The sequence below is a fragment of the Roseibacillus persicicus genome (assembly GCF_014651675.1).
In the GTDB taxonomy this organism is placed as follows: Bacteria; Verrucomicrobiota; Verrucomicrobiia; order Verrucomicrobiales; family Akkermansiaceae; genus Roseibacillus; species Roseibacillus persicicus.
This window is the reverse complement of sequence record NZ_BMXI01000002.1, coordinates 84,283-98,535: the sequence shown is the minus strand read 5'-3', so window position 1 is coordinate 98,535 and position 14,253 is coordinate 84,283. Positions and strand designations below refer to the sequence as shown.

The 14,253-nt window shown below is 56.5% G+C and carries 16 protein-coding genes; 8 read left to right on the top strand and 8 right to left on the bottom strand.

Annotated elements, in window-relative coordinates; genetic code table 11:
* The first annotated feature begins 15 nt into the window (after positions 1-15).
* The 5 genes from IE099_RS02700 to IE099_RS02680 all read left to right on the top strand — a co-directional run bounded on the left by IE099_RS02700 (position 16) and on the right by IE099_RS02680 (position 4,576).
* A complete protein-coding gene (locus IE099_RS02700; protein WP_189567121.1) occupies positions 16-390 on the top strand; it encodes a BlaI/MecI/CopY family transcriptional regulator in 375 nt (124 codons plus the stop codon).
* An 18-nt stretch (positions 391-408) separates the two neighbouring features.
* A complete protein-coding gene (locus tag IE099_RS02695) occupies positions 409-1,362 on the top strand; it encodes a M56 family metallopeptidase (RefSeq protein ID WP_189567119.1) in 954 nt (317 codons plus the stop codon).
* 145 nt (positions 1,363-1,507) lie between these two features.
* Positions 1,508-2,839, top strand: coding sequence for a polysaccharide deacetylase family protein (locus tag IE099_RS02690; protein ID WP_189567117.1), 1,332 nt, complete (start codon positions 1,508-1,510; stop codon positions 2,837-2,839).
* Between the two features lie 85 nt (positions 2,840-2,924).
* Positions 2,925-3,374 carry a hypothetical protein gene (locus IE099_RS02685; RefSeq protein WP_189567115.1) on the top strand — a complete coding sequence of 150 codons (450 nt, stop codon included), beginning with the start codon at positions 2,925-2,927 and terminating at the stop codon, positions 3,372-3,374.
* A 74-nt stretch (positions 3,375-3,448) separates the two neighbouring features.
* Positions 3,449-4,576, top strand: a complete 1,128-nt coding sequence (locus IE099_RS02680) for a hypothetical protein (RefSeq protein WP_189567114.1) — start codon at positions 3,449-3,451, stop codon at positions 4,574-4,576.
* A gap of 186 nt (positions 4,577-4,762) precedes the next feature.
* On the opposite strand, the gene mscL is transcribed toward IE099_RS02680, so the two are convergent.
* Positions 4,763-5,197 carry a large-conductance mechanosensitive channel protein MscL gene (mscL, locus tag IE099_RS02675; protein ID WP_189567113.1) on the bottom strand — a complete coding sequence of 145 codons (435 nt, stop codon included), beginning with the start codon at positions 5,195-5,197 and terminating at the stop codon, positions 4,763-4,765.
* Between the two features lie 157 nt (positions 5,198-5,354).
* Here mscL and lpxA point away from each other — a divergent pair, with 157 nt between their 5' ends.
* Complete coding sequence (lpxA, locus tag IE099_RS02670; RefSeq protein ID WP_189567112.1) at positions 5,355-6,131, top strand: acyl-ACP--UDP-N-acetylglucosamine O-acyltransferase; 777 nt, start codon at positions 5,355-5,357, stop codon at positions 6,129-6,131.
* Positions 6,132-6,144: 13 nt separating this feature from the next.
* Here the strand turns inward: lpxA and IE099_RS02665 are convergent, their stop codons facing one another.
* The 4 genes from IE099_RS02665 to IE099_RS02650 all read right to left on the bottom strand — a co-directional run bounded on the left by IE099_RS02665 (position 6,145) and on the right by IE099_RS02650 (position 9,205).
* The gene (locus IE099_RS02665) at positions 6,145-7,248 is read right to left on the bottom strand and encodes a lactonase family protein (RefSeq protein WP_229809359.1); all 1,104 of its coding nucleotides are present in this window, start codon (positions 7,246-7,248) and stop codon (positions 6,145-6,147) included.
* Between the two features lie 122 nt (positions 7,249-7,370).
* Complete coding sequence (locus IE099_RS02660; RefSeq protein WP_189567110.1) at positions 7,371-8,684, bottom strand: MraY family glycosyltransferase; 1,314 nt, start codon at positions 8,682-8,684, stop codon at positions 7,371-7,373.
* Positions 8,685-8,763: 79 nt separating this feature from the next.
* Entirely contained in the window at positions 8,764-8,982 is a 219-nt protein-coding gene (locus tag IE099_RS02655) for a VF530 family protein (RefSeq protein ID WP_189567109.1), read from the bottom strand.
* Positions 8,975-9,205 carry a hypothetical protein gene (locus IE099_RS02650; RefSeq protein ID WP_189567107.1) on the bottom strand — a complete coding sequence of 77 codons (231 nt, stop codon included), beginning with the start codon at positions 9,203-9,205 and terminating at the stop codon, positions 8,975-8,977. The genes IE099_RS02655 and IE099_RS02650 overlap by 8 nt, the downstream gene beginning before the upstream one ends.
* A gap of 253 nt (positions 9,206-9,458) precedes the next feature.
* Here IE099_RS02650 and IE099_RS02645 point away from each other — a divergent pair, with 253 nt between their 5' ends.
* On the top strand, positions 9,459-10,331 hold the full coding sequence (locus tag IE099_RS02645) for a hypothetical protein (RefSeq protein WP_189567104.1): 873 nt from the start codon (positions 9,459-9,461) through the stop codon (positions 10,329-10,331).
* Positions 10,328-11,269: a methyltransferase family protein gene (locus IE099_RS02640; RefSeq protein WP_189567102.1), complete on the top strand. Its 942-nt coding sequence runs from the start codon at positions 10,328-10,330 to the stop codon at positions 11,267-11,269. The genes IE099_RS02645 and IE099_RS02640 overlap by 4 nt, the downstream gene beginning before the upstream one ends.
* An 18-nt stretch (positions 11,270-11,287) precedes the next feature.
* Here IE099_RS02640 and IE099_RS02635 read toward each other — a convergent pair whose 3' ends face one another.
* From IE099_RS02635 to IE099_RS02625, 3 genes are all read right to left on the bottom strand, one after another.
* A complete protein-coding gene (locus tag IE099_RS02635; RefSeq protein ID WP_189567100.1) occupies positions 11,288-12,628 on the bottom strand; it encodes a glycoside hydrolase family 75 protein in 1,341 nt (446 codons plus the stop codon).
* A gap of 1 nt (position 12,629) precedes the next feature.
* Positions 12,630-13,442, bottom strand: a complete 813-nt coding sequence (locus IE099_RS02630; protein WP_189567097.1) for an SDR family NAD(P)-dependent oxidoreductase — start codon at positions 13,440-13,442, stop codon at positions 12,630-12,632.
* A 147-nt stretch (positions 13,443-13,589) separates the two neighbouring features.
* Positions 13,590-14,012: a DUF6941 family protein gene (locus IE099_RS02625; protein ID WP_189567095.1), complete on the bottom strand. Its 423-nt coding sequence runs from the start codon at positions 14,010-14,012 to the stop codon at positions 13,590-13,592.
* Positions 14,013-14,253 lie beyond the last annotated feature (241 nt).

Below are 14,253 nucleotides of genomic sequence, written 5' to 3'. Positions count from 1 at the left end.
CGCTAGATTCTTGGCATGAACCGACTCGAAAAAGGTCATCTCTCGCGCCGCGAGCGACAAATTCTGGACATCATCTACCGTCTCGGTGAAGCGACGGCGCAAGACGTGCAGGATAACCTCCCTGACCCTCCCAGTTACTCCGCAGTGCGAGCCCTGCTCGTGACGCTGGAAAACAAGGATATGGTCAAGCACACCAAAGCCGGACGACGCTACCTTTATCAGCCGGCAATCGCGGAGGACACTGCGAAGCGGTCGGCGCTGAAGAATCTCCTCGGCACCTTTTTCCAAGGAAAGCCCGAGAATCTCGTTGCCGCCCTACTCGATCCCAAGGATCAGAAACTCTCCCCTGAAGAAATCGAAAGCATTCGCGGTCTCATCGACGATAAGTAAATAGCCGCCTCCTTCACCATGCCCTCCCCCTTTGTCAGCCTCCTCATCGCCGCCCTCGGCCTAATCGCTGTGCAGTTGGCAGGACGTCGCACTCCGCTGCTCACCGCGATCACCTTGGCCACGCTTTTGACGCTGCCACTCTTCGCCTATTTGCCCAAAATTCACCTGCAACTGCCAACCGGCGCGCCTGTCGCCATTGAGGCCTCCGCCAGTGTCTATGTGCGAATCTATCTGGTTGGCTTGGCGGTCTTTGGCGGGAAGCTATTGCTCGATCTGGCGGCTTTTACCCGTTGGAAAATAGCCTCTGTTCCTTTGGCAAATGCCCCTCTGGTGGAAGAAGTTCTCGCCACCGCCCATGAACGGCTGGGTATGAGCAAGAAGACCCAGGTTCGCATTCACCGCACCCTCAAATCTCCCGTTGCGGCCGGACTTTTCAAGCCTACGGTCTACCTTCCGGAGAGCGCTCTCACGTGGGACGCCAACACTCTCCAAGCGGTTCTCCTGCATGAACTTGGCCATCATGTCCGCCGCGATTTGTGGGCCTCCATGGCAGCTCGGCTCGCCTGCCTCGTCCACTGGTTCAATCCCCTGGCGTGGATTCTTCGCCGGCGGCTACTGACTCAGTGCGAATTCGCCTGCGACGCCCGCGTTCTGGCCACCGGCATCGATGCCAGGAGCTACGCCCACACCCTCTGCGACCTCGCCCTTCCCAAGGGCAGCCGCACCCCCGCACTCGCCATGGCCATGGCGACCAAATCCAGTCTACGCGATCGGGTGGAGAACCTTCTTTCCCCCCGCCGTCCCCCATCCATTTTCCCGATTTTCGCCACTCTTCTCCTCACTCTCGGGACTGCTCTCGCATTATCGACCCTGCGGCCCGCAATCGAGCGAACCTTTTCGCCCAGTTCCACCTACAGCACGGAGGAGGTCGAGCTCCGCCTCACCGCCAATCCGTTTCCGGGCAATCCCTGAAACTCCTTCCAAGATCTTCGGGAGAAAAGGAAATCCTCTTTCCTCCGAACATCGGAGTCCTGACAACTTCCACTGAGTTGGAAAATCTCGTCCTCCCACCGACTCCTTCTTGATTCTCTCTGTGAAATTCGGGAGTCTTCGCGACATGCGCCCGATAGCTCTTCTCATCCTTCTCACCACTGGGCTTTGGGCCCAGGAAGAGGAAAAACTTCCGCCCATCCCCCCGCTCCCGATCGTAGGAGAAGAAGAACAAGCAGCCCCGAGTGAAGAAGCCACCGTTCCCGAGAGCGGTCGCATCCTCATCCCCTCTGATCCCCATCCCAATCGCGAACCCGCTTTCGACGAGATTGTCCCTTCCAAGGAAAGCCAGAAGGAAGAAGGAGAGCCCCAGGAGGTTCCGGAAAGCCTCAAGACCCCGCCTAAGGACGACGGCATCCGCTTGTCCGTCCTCGGCTATCACGAATTTGCGGAGAAGCTCCCCAACACCGCAATGCGGATCAAAACCTCCAAGTTCCGCAAGCAAATGGAAGCTCTGCGCGACCTAGGAAAGCCCATCATCACGATGGAGGAATTCATCAAGTGGAAAAGCGGCGAAGGCACCATCCCGCCCCAATGCTTTCTCATCACCATCGATGACGGGTGGAAGTCGGTCTACACGGACGCCTTTCCCATCTTCAAGGAACTGGAAATGCCCTTCACCATCTTTCTTTACAAAAATTACGTCGATGGCGGGGGCCGCGCCCTCACCACCCCGATGATCAATGAGATGCTGGAGTCCGGCCTTTGCACCATCGGTTCCCACTCGGTCAGCCACCCCTTCCCCTCCAAGTTCAAGGCTGCCGCCAAAAAGGGAAAAGAAGCCCACCTCGCCTTCCTCAATGAAGAGTTCGGCACCTCCAAGACTTACCTCGAGGAGAAGTTCAAAAAGCCCGTGCCCACCTACGCCTATCCCGGCGGCTATGTGACCGACGCCATGCTCCCCGTGGCCAAAGAGGTCGGTTACGAATACCTCTTCACCGTCAATCCCGGCATGACCCGCTTGGATACCGACAACTTCACCCTGCCCCGCTTCATCATTCTGGGCAATCGCGACGGAGTCTTCGAGCTGGCCACCACTTTCCGCGAGACTGCTGCCAGCGCGAGCGCGGAGGGAGCTGTCGTTCAGACCACCAAGCATCCCGTCGTGCCCGAGCCCGGAGCTGTCATCACCAACCGTCTGCCCTTGATCGCGGCCGATCTTTCCCAAGAAACCGAGATCGACCCCGAGTCCATCGTGATGCGGGTCGCCGGCTTTGGCAAAGTCCCCGCCGTCTGGAGCGAGGAGGACAAAACCTTTTCCTGGCAAGTCAACCGCCCCCTGCGCATCCCTTCCTGCGAGGTCTCGGTGCAGTGGAGACTGAACGATCACCGCGAGTATGAACTCCCCATGCGCTGGTCCTTCCGTGTCGACTTGGAGGCAGCCTACCAACCCCGCTAAGCGGCAGGCCAGGCCCGGAGTGATGAGAAAACCGCCTCGCTGTTATCATCGCCGCAGTTGAGGAGGAGGGGCAAACTCCTCTCCTATGAACCTCAACTGCACTCCCTTAAGCCTTTTTTCTTGGAACTTCAAAATCGAGGGCGGCGCGGAGCCTTGCGTGCTAACCTTCAATTGGATGAGCGAGCAGGGCACCATCACGGTCGGCCACACCCGATATGAGGTGGAAAAGCAAGGGATGATGAGCGGAGAGTGGCATCTCAAAAAAGGCCACGTCTTCTACAAGGCGCTGAAGCCAAACCCCTTCACCCGCCGTTTCGAGATCACTGGTCCCGAGGGCCCGGCGACTCTCCTTGCAGCCGGGCTGGGGCGTCCCATGACTCTGAAGGGCGGCGGGCACGACCTCACCTTCTCCCCCAATCATCTCTTTACCCGAAAGGCCACAATCAGCGGCCAGGGCCACGACCTGACCCTCACCGCCTTCGCCTTCTGGCTCACGGCGCTCACCTGGAAGCGGAGCGCTCAGTCCTCGAACTAGCCGTTCATCGGGGAGGAAAAGCGAAAACACACAAGACTGGACAGCTATTCGCGCTTTCTTAGTCTTTTCTGATATTGAAAGTTGCCCAAGCAATCCTCTGGCTTGTTTTTCTCATTCTTGGAGGAAGAGAGATTCGATCGTGGCAAGAAGCAGGGTTGGCGGCGAACAGCGAGACCGCGTCCCACAACAGCTTGGAACGCATTGCGAGCGCCTCCCTCAGCCAACCGAGGCAGGTGCCCATTGCCCAAAAGGCCATCGCGGTCCCGCAATCATCCCGCTCCTCGCCTTCTATCCGGCAATGGCCAAATCAAACTCGGCACACGCTCCCGGATGGCTTTGAGGTTCAGACCCTGGAGAGCAACCAGGATAGCAGCCGTTGGTCCTACCGCAGTGAACACTTTGACTTCGTCTCCGACGCTGCCTTACCCGACGAAGCGGTCGAAGAATTCGCCTCCCTCTTCGAGTTGACCCACCTCTACTGCAGCCGCCTTCCTTTCGAGCTCCAGCGCTTTCAAAAAGGGAAAAACCATCGCGCCGGCCGCCTTAAGGTCCGCCTCATGGAGGACTACTCCAACTATCTCCGCGAAGGAGGCACTCCCGAATCCGGCGGTATCTACCTCACCGAACCGGACCTCATTCTCATCCCCTTCGAAGGAATCGGTCTGCGCAAGGAAGACGGAACCTATCAACTCGACAGCACCCGCACCAACCAGACCCTCATGCACGAAGCGACCCACATGATGATGCGGGGCCCTCTGCTGAAGGACGGCTGGTTCGTGGAGGGGGCAGCCGAGTATGTGGCAACGATTCCCAAAAAGACCAACACTCTCCATGTCGACAGTCATCTCGACGCCATCAAGAGCTATGTGTGCGACTATGGATACCAGGACCGCGGCGGGCACAACTTGGGCCCCGAGATCGAATTCGTCTCCCTCCAAACTCTGATGGAGTGTGACTACCCCACTTTCCAAGAAATCCCCAACGGTTATCCCTACGCCCTTTTGCTCTTTCACTACTTCGCCCACGCGGATGGAGAGGCAGATGGACAAAGACTCCGTGACTACGCGAAGGCCCTGAATCAAGGGGCTGAAAACGGCACGGCCCGCAAGATACTTCTTGCAGGCCGTGATTACCGAACACTTGAAAAACTGCTGACTAACAGTTGGGAAAAAGATGGCATCTCCCTGACCTTTCGCAATTAGGTCCTGCGTATTCCTGTGTCTTACTTTTCTTAACTAATTGAGAATTGAGTCACATTTTTCCTTTTCGACCCTTTCAATTTCTCCCCGCGAACTGCCTCTTTCGCGGCCAAGGCTAAGATATAGCGACAAAAAAAGCAGTTCCGGACTCGACCGGAACTGCTCTAGCAAATTTTTCTAGCGAAAGACCTAGGCCTGCTTCTTGAGCAAGTCGCGGATTTCTTCGAGGAGCTTCTCCTGTGCCGGTGGCTCGGGTGGAGCTTCTTCTTCCTTCTTATCGAAGGCGGCCATCAACTTTTTAACGATGATGAAGACCACGAAAGCAAGGAGGGTGAAGGAAATGAAGTCTTGGATAAACTGACCGTAATTGATGGCCACTTCAGCCACTTCGGCTGAGGCTTCGACGGTCCCATCCTCCGAGGCCTCGACCGCAGGTTGTCCCACCTGGATGACTTTCTTCATGTTGGAAAAGTCAACACCAGCCAACATGGCTCCCAGTGGTGGCATCACCACGTTGTCCACGAGTGATTTCACAACCGTTCCAAAAGCTCCGCCGAGGATAAATCCTACGGCCATATCTACCATGTTGCCTTTGAAGGCAAACTCTTTGAATTCTTTAAGCATCGTTTTCTAGGTTTAATCTGTATGAGAACAGCAGAGTTTAGAAACGACAAGAAAGGCTTAAGTCACAAAAAAAGAACCTCTTGCACTCAGGGTGCCGAAAATCAGGCCACACTCCTCGCTTTCCTCGAGGGCCAAACCTTGTTGAAATCAGCTTCCCATGGCCATTCACCCTACTGCCATTATTTCCCCCAAAGCCGAGATTGGACCCGATTGCGAAATCGGTCCCTACTGCGTGATCGGCGACAACGTCACCCTCGGAGCCAATTCCCGACTCCGCAGTCACGTCGTGATCGAGCGTGATACCACGATTGGAGAACGCTGCGATGCCTACCCCTTTGCCGCGCTGGGCGGCCGCACCCAGGACCTGAAGTTCCAGGGCGAGGAGACTCACCTCTACATCGGGGATGACAACACCTTCCGCGAAAACGTCACGGTCCATCGCGGCACCAAGCCGGAAACGCCCACCCGCATCGGGAACCACAATCTCTTTCTCTGCTACGCCCATGTCGCGCACGAGTGCCAGGTTGGCAATCACACCATCTTCTCCAACAACGCCACCATCGCCGGTCACGTGACAGTGGGCGACCACGCCATCATCTCCGGTCTCAGTGCCGTGCACCAGTTTTGCCGCGTCGGGGAGCATTCCATGACCGCCGGACTGGCGCGCGTGGTGCAAGACGTCCCTCCTTTCATGATTGTGGACGGCAATCCCTCCTCCACCCGAGGCCTCAACATCGTGGGCTTGCAAAGGCGCGGCTTCCCCGAGGAGGATATCCGCGCCCTCAAGACCGCTTACAAAAAGCTGTTCTTAAAAAAGGACCTCAACCTCGGCGAGCAACTCAAGGTCTTTCGCGAGCTTCCCGAAGCCCAGAATCCGAGTGCGCAGGCTCTCATCCAATTCATCGAAACCACCGATCGCGGTATCGTCCGCTAGGCGGTTTCCCGAATTACTCAAAAAGAAAGCAAATCGGGCCGCCCGGGCAGGATACCGGCTCCCCATGGGGGCTGAGCTTTCCGGTCTTTTCATCCACTTCAAAGACTTGGATATCCTTCGAAGCCTGACCACCGGCCAAGATCCACTTTCCACTGGGGTCAAAGTTGAAATTCCGCGGAATTCTGACTCCCGCCGAAATGGTTTGGACCCGTTGCAAGGTTCCCTCCCGGGTCACCCGGTAGACTGAGATGCTATTGCGCCCCAGTGGACTGCCCTCCGGATTCGTACGCAAGTCGCGCTGGGAGGTGTAGACGAATTTGCCATTGGGATGGACCCGGATTTCCGCACAGCTCATCTTCTCTTTCTCGGCCTCCTCAGGCATGGTTGAAACCGTGCCTAGAGCGGTAAGGCCCCCGCTCTCTTTTTCATGCTTGAAGGTCGTCACGGTGAGGTTGAGCTCGTTGAGCACATAGGCAAACTTCCCGTCCAGGGAAAACTTCATATGGCGAGGGCCAGCTCCCGCTTCGGTCAAGCCTGCCCCGGCAGCCGTCAAAGCGGCAGTCTCCGGTTCGAAGCGATAGATCAGCACTTTATCCAAACCAAGGTCCGGCACATAGGCGAATTGATTGTGCGGGCCAGCCGCAAAGTAATGCGCGTGCGCCTCCTTCTGTCGCTGGGGATGGACGCTGGAGCCCGGGTGCGCAATAGCCGAAACCGCCTCGGAGAGCGATCCATCTTCCTTCACCTGAAAGCTCGCTACCGAACCGCTGCCATAGTTGGCGGCAAACGCCACATTTCCGGTGGCATCTATCGAGACGTGGCAAGAGCCATTGCCTTGGGTGGAAACCTGATTGAGCACCTCCAATGTGCCGCCTTCCAGGATTTGCAATGCCGCCACCCCTCCACGCCACTTCGTGCCCTCATCGAGATTGCAGGTCGAATAAAGAACCGGCTTTTCCGGATGCATCGCGAGGAAGCCGGAGTTCTGCAGGCTAATGGCCTCCACGGGAGAGGAAAGGGTTCCGGATGCCGAGTCGAATTCCGCCATCCGCACGCCCGCACTTCCACAAGCCAGATAAACGCGCTCCCCTGCCGACAGAAATGAGGAGGAAGCCAAGAGAATGGAAACGAATAGCGACGATTTGAATTTCACCCCTCCACTCCAGCAAGCACGACGCAAAGACGCAATACGATTCGGCAGACCACCTCCATTCTTTCCTCCCGAACAAGGAGATTCACCTAAACGACCTTGGGCTTCTTTTTCCTCACCGGGTGGGCGATCTGCTGGAGATATCCCACGAGGCACCAGGACATTGTCATCGCCGCCACCAGCGGTAAAACCGGCGTCCACAGTCCCCGCCAATTCAAAAGGCCCAAGGCAAAAAAGAAGAGCCCCCCGCACAGAACTGCCAGCGCAATCAGCTGCGGAAAAGGCCGGAGATAAAGCGCGAATATCGCCACCAGAACAATCTCGCAATAGAGAAAGACTTCCCACCCCAAGCTGAGTCTCCGGAAGCTCTCGGCCTTTCCGGGACGGGGAAATTGCAGCAGGTGACGGGCCTCGGCCACGAGTCGCTGACTCTTCTCCGCCATTCTGAGATCGGTCTGCCCAATAAGCACCGCTCCATTCGAGAGCTCGGGCAAATCGACTTCACCCAATGGGAAAAAGCTCTTGGCCGAGAGCGTTGGCAGCTCTTCCAGCGGAGGTTCGACCTCGTCTATCTTGGCTCGCCCAAAGTCGTCCAAGGGGATGACCGGTCCGTCCGGACCCAAGCGCAAGCTTCGTCCCGGCGCGATGATGAGCTCTTCTGGCGTCACCCCCTCCATCCGCATCGCCAAGCTCAAAGGCCATGAGAGCAAAAAGTCCTCTCCCCACCGGGCCAAGACCGGTAGACGACCCGGAGCCCGAAACTGCAAATCACGACCGCCAAAATCCGGGAAAGCAAACTCTACCCCTGACCGTCCGGACACCGAGGGCGGCACCATCACCTGATTCATCAACGGCAGGCTCGAGGCATCGCCGATGAGTCCCATCCTACCCACCAATGACTCCGTCAACCAAGCGGGTGAAGCCTCTGGTTGCGGAACCTCCGACAGGTCAAGCGGCAGCAAAACTTCAGAAAAAGGACGGAGCGCACTGTCCAACGCCAACAATTCCAGCTCAGGAGCCTCCTCCCAATTCAGAGGCTGACTGAAGGCCAACTCGCGTGCTCCCGACTGATACATCTTGGCCAGCAGAATCGCGTATTCCGAAGGCTTGGGCTGATGGCCATCAAAGAGTTCGGGCTCAAGCGGCACCTCTACGAAGCTCCAATTCTGAATACCCGTTTCCTCCCTTTCCAATGACCGCAGGCTCCAGCCATCCGCCTCCGGATTGGTCTCGAGAATCACCTGCCTGGAGTCAAAATCCCTCACCCACGAGAGAAAGGTCTGGAAGACCCCCTCCTCCGTTCGACGGAGAAGCGGCAAATCGCCCATGTAGAGACTACAAATCAAACCGATCTCCAAAGTGAGAGCGGCGAGCACAATCCGGGCTGTCCATGCGCGAAACAAGGGGAGGACTCTATCGGAAGACCCACTCTTGACTAGGCTCGCAGTTTGTCAGTGTTTCAAGGCCTTGCGGGTCGCCCTCCTACCAAAAGGTGTCGAGATAAAGGTGCTCGACCTTGGACCGGGCCCAAGGAGTTTTCCGCAAAAACTTGAGACTCGATTTGATCGACGGATCCGCCAAGAAGCAATTGATCCGAATGCGATATCCCAACTCAGCCCAACCGTAGTGTTCGACCAATTGGGTTAGAATTTGCTCCAAAGTCTTGCCATGAAGCGGATCCTTGGACGCCCCCTCACTCATTTCCCGTCACATCTTCACTTTCCGAAACCTCTTCCGCTTCTCCCAAGTACAGCTTGCCCGGGCGAATCAAACGGCAGAACTCCTTTTTCGAGACTTTGTGGACCTCGCCCTCCCGCGTCTCCCAATTGGTGATGTGCTTGTATTCGATCGAAAGTCGCTGCCACTTTACGATACGGAGAAAGGCATCCCCCACTTTCCAGACCTGTCCTTGTTCGAGTTTCATAGTTGAGGGAGCTTTTGAGAAGAAACGGGGCGCTCGCAAAACAACGAATTCGTCCCGGATCCAAGCGAGAGCTTCACCACCGCCCCCGCAGTGTCAAGAGAAGCATGATCAGGTTTACGAAATCACCCCCACTTCTTTTTCGGAGGAAGATATTTCTCTCGTTATTTTCTGATTTTTCAATTAATTCCGAAACATGAATAACAGCAGGGCGGAGAGTCCAGGTCCCGGGGTCCCGAAGAAGGAAGGTCCGGAGATGAAAAAGAAATTCATCAGCATGGTGTTGCTCTTCGCGAGCGTCTCCATCTGCTATCGCCTGCTATCTGGCTCTAGTTACGGTCGCTCCTCCGCGCTCTACGTCGGCATCCCCGCCCTTCTCGCGATAGGACTTTCTTTCGTCCCAACTCCACGTTCCGTCACCGGCTCGATACTGCTTTGGACCACTTTAGGCATGCTGGCGGTGGGGGTGCTGGCTTTGGAAGGTTTCATCTGCATTCTTGTGGCCCTCCCGTTCTTTTTGGCGATTGGGTTTATCATCGGCATCTTCATCGACAAAGCAAGAGCCCGCGAAGAGGTCACGAAAACCCGCTTTTCTCTCATCGCGATCCTCGGGATCTTGAGTCTGGAAGGGACTCACGAAAGCCTCAGCTTCGGTCGAAGCGAGTCGGTCACCCTCGAAAGAACCATCCCCCTCTCGCCCGACGTCTTTCAGGAAAAGCTGGCTCAGGGACCGACTTTCAGCAATGCGGAGATGCCTCTTTTTCTCCGTGCCGGCTTTCCTGTGCCGCTCACCAGCTCCGGAGGGGGCGACCGGGAGGTTGGGACGCGCTGGAGCATTCCATTCGATCACGGAGAGGAGACTCCACGAGTCCTGACTGTCGAAATTAGCGAAAGCACCCCGCATTCGATGACCCTCGTCCCCATAGGAGACGAGACCGAAATCGGCAAATGGATAAGCTGGGAACGCATCAGGTGGAAATGGAATGAGACTTCAGACGGCTCGACCAAGGTGGAACTCACCTTCCAGTTCCGTCGCAACCTGGATCCCGCATTTTACTTTGGGCCGATCCAGCGTTTTGGAGTCGGGCAGGCGGGCGAATACTTTCTAGATTCCATCATCCAGCCATGACCTCGCTAGCCATCGAGGCGATCGCACTCTACTGGCCAATTCTAACAGCCATCCTTCTTGGGCTGCTTCTTCAAGTCACTCCCCGAGAAAAACTCGGCCTGCTCTACGCCGTGCTCTGGAATCTGGCCACCCTCCCTTGTCTCAATGGAATTGCGGAATGGGCGGGTTGGTGGAGCTTCGAAACGTCCAGCCCCCGGCTTGGAGGTTTGCCCCTCTCTCTCTGGATCGGTTGGGCCGCGCTTTGGGGAGCGCTCGCCTGTCTACTCAGCAAAAAGTTATCCCTCTGGCTCGTCGTGATCCTGATGGCCCTGATTGATCTTCTGGTGATGCCGTTGCTGGAGCCTCTTCTCGTTCTCGGAAGGCAATGGATCTTTGGGGAACTTTTTCTCATCCTGGGAGTTCTTCTCCCCGGGCTGCTTCTCTATCGCTGGACGGCAGAGAGCACTCATCTCGGCCGGCGAACCACTCTGATTTCACTCGGCTTTGCACTCTTGGCTCTTGTCCTAATCCCATTGGCAGCCCATGTGGGAAGCTGGGCCACCTTACTCGACAAGCTCACGTCACAGCCCCCTATCAACCAAGTCTGCGCAGCCATCCTCGCCACCCTTCTCTCCATTCCTCCAATCCTCGCGGTTCGCGAATTCGTCCTCATTGGCCGAGGGACCCCGGTGCCGATGGATGCTCCCGAACGGCTGGTCACCACGGGGATCTATCGCCGCATCCGCAATCCCATGCAGACCGGGATCACGCTGCTTCTCTTTCTCGAAGCGCTCTACTTTTTCAACCCTTGGATCGCCTTCAGCGCGATCTCGATTTTGGTCTATTCGCTCGGGTTCGCACGCTGGTCAGAGGACTCCGACCTGAGCAGACGCTTTGGCAAGGATTGGGAAAACTATCGCGACCAGGTCCCGTCCTGGAGAATCCGTCTTCGCTCATAGACGGGAACGAAATTTTGCCTAGGGGTTCTCTTCCGCAGGATCCTCTTCTTCGGGCTCTTCGCTTTCAATTTCAGATCCAGGAAGAGGCGGCAAAGTGTTCTCCCATCGAAAGAGCTCAACCCCTTCACGCAGCCCGCCGATCTCCCCTAACAAGCTCTCGCAATTGACTCTCCAGTCCTCGTAGTCAGGCGCGCGATGGGGTTTTTTGGCCGTGCCGGGGAAGCAGAGATACGTCACCGTCAGATCACTGACCGGGCGCCAGTAGGGACTGGCCTTGGGATTGATTTGCCGAGCCATACGCAGCGAAGCTTCCCCCACTTTGAAGGTTGGCCCCGCGTCACCGACAATCGCCGGATAAACGATGCCCTCGTGCACCACCACCGCGTAGTCCCCGACCTTGGGACCATACTTGTCCCGCCGATCGAGAATGATGTTCATCGGGATGACAATGAAAGGATCGTAGTCGGCAATGAGAAAGCTGCGGCGTTTCATCTCTTCCAAACCAGGCTCCAAGACGGTGCGGATACGGCTTCTCACCCAGTCCTTGCGCTCTTTTGCGACGTTGGGATCGGCGAGTTCTTTCCGCGCAACTACCAAACGCTTTTCATAGCCCTTAATCAGAGGGTTGGGGGTATCGCCCACCTTGGCCCAGCCATAACTGGTCGTCGGCTGGTAGTAGCTCGAATTGACAATCTCATCCGGCATGGTCGGGAGTCGGTCGCCATCCGAGCCATCGCTCACCACATCCATGTCCCCCTGCATGAGAAAGACGCGCCTCCCGTTCTCCGCGGTGAGATTGAGCATGGTCTGACAATCGAAGAAATTGTGGGAAGTCAGGAGTCCTCCCAGCTTGGCGGCATCGGACTTCAGCCTGTCAGTCTTGTTGCTGTAGAGCTTTTCAAAAAAGTCCGAGACCGAAGCCTTTTCCACCAACGGCACCAATCCCGGAAAGAGCGAGCCCAATCCGGGCGACCCTTTTTCCAGTTCTTCCAAGGTGGCTGCCGCACGAGGGACCCGAACGGTGAGCACGTAATCCGCCATATAGGAGGACTTCTGTTTCCGTTCCTCGGTGGCGAGTCCGCCGTTCTCCAACTTTACTTGAGAGCGGAAAGTGAAGCCCTTGGAGGTCTCGGTGAGATCGGCATCACGGGAAATCCCCATCACGGGAGGTCGGACGGGAGGCTTTTCGACTTCAACCGTCTTCTCAACGACTTTGACCACTTCTTTGACAACCGGCACCTCCACCGTTTTCTCAACGATTTCGGTTTTGGGTTTTCGCAGGCCAAGGACGACGACCGCCACCGCGAGGATAGCGCAAAGGATTTTCCAGAGAGAGGACTTGGGGGGGGTTGACTTCATATCACTCAAGTAACTTTTGACGACGGGGACGGGACGCCATGATGAGGCGGATGGCGAACATGGGCAATAGCGAGATTCCAGCTGCAGCAGCGGCAACTTTCCATCCAGGATAAACACGAGCCCGGCCAGCCTCGAGAGCAGCCAACGACTCCGCCACCACCTGTTGGCGTGGCACGTAGAAATTCTCACGCCCTCCGGGCATCCCGGGGCCTCCTTCGGAACGCGCCGCGACTTTACCGAATTCCGTTTGCACGGGTCCGGGACAGACGGCGAGGACCTCGACGCCAAATTCCCGGACTTCCATCCGAAGCGCCTCCGAGAAGCTGCTCACGTAGGCTTTAGTCGCAGCATAGACCGCAAAATCAGGGATAGGCAAAGTGCTGGCGAGCGAGCTGACATTGATGATCGCCCCTCCCTCGCTGGCAATCATGGTGGGCAAAAACAAGTGAGCCAGATGCGTCAAGGCCTCGACATTGACCCGCAACATAGCCTCGTTGCGAGGCCACTCCGAAGTGCGGAACTCCCCGTAATCACCCAAACCGGCATTGTTGACCAGCACATCAACGGTCCACCCGTGGGCACGGACTTCGCGATAAACTCTCTCCCGCTCTGACGACTCAGCCAAATCCGCACTGAGCACAAGAACTTCCACCTCGAAGCGGGCCCTCAACTCAGTGGCGATCTCCTCCAGGCGCTCACCCCGGCGGGCAACCAGAACGAGACGAGCAAGCCGCTGCGACAACTGGGTCGCAAACTCCTCACCAAGACCTGCCGAGGCTCCGGTCACCAGACCCGTTTCGAAAGTTGAACTCATGATTGGGAAGGTGGCTGGGATAAGCGAACTTTCAAGCCCTGAAGGTGAACGATGACCAACCCATCAGGACATTCCGGTGCAAAAAAAGAGCGGCTTCCAAGAACGAAAGTCCCGGAAAGCCGCTGATTAAAAAGGGTAAGTCGGAAATTAAGCAGGAACCTGCTGACCCTTCTCGTCGACCTTCACGACGCGAAGTGGAATGCGAACCGCAAGCTCGCCATCAAGTGTGATATCGACCGAATAGACGCCAGTCTTCTTGAACTCGAGACCTTGGAAATTCACGATCAGGTTGCGAGTCACGAAAGCGACATCATCCGGCATTTTCACAGGGAGGTCAGCCTTGATAGGCATCTGTGGGTTCACCGCTTGACCGTCTTCGTCGATCAGGCTGATGAGCATAGTGTGATCGCCATTGTCATCAGGAGTCATGCAAACACGCATGGCAAGAGCACACTGGGGGTGACGAACGGGCAACTCGCGAGCGGCAAGAGCGTCGAAGGGAGCAACGACAGTCATTTTACCTTGGTGGTCAGCGGCGTAGTCACAGAGAGTAGCAATTTGAAAATCCATAATTGAGCCCCTTACCTGCCTGCCGACCGGCGATAGGTCCAGTCCTTTTTCCCGAGAAATCGATAAAGCCCTTGAAACCAGCGAGTGACTCTCGATCAAAGCTTGAAAAGATAAAGGGTCTTTCCGCGCCTTACTCCAAACTCAATCCCCCGTTTCCTCCAAAAGTTATTTCTTACCGAATGAATCTTTAGTGCTCCCAGCAATAGCCTGAAAAGTGACGACAACGTCACGGCCCAACCGT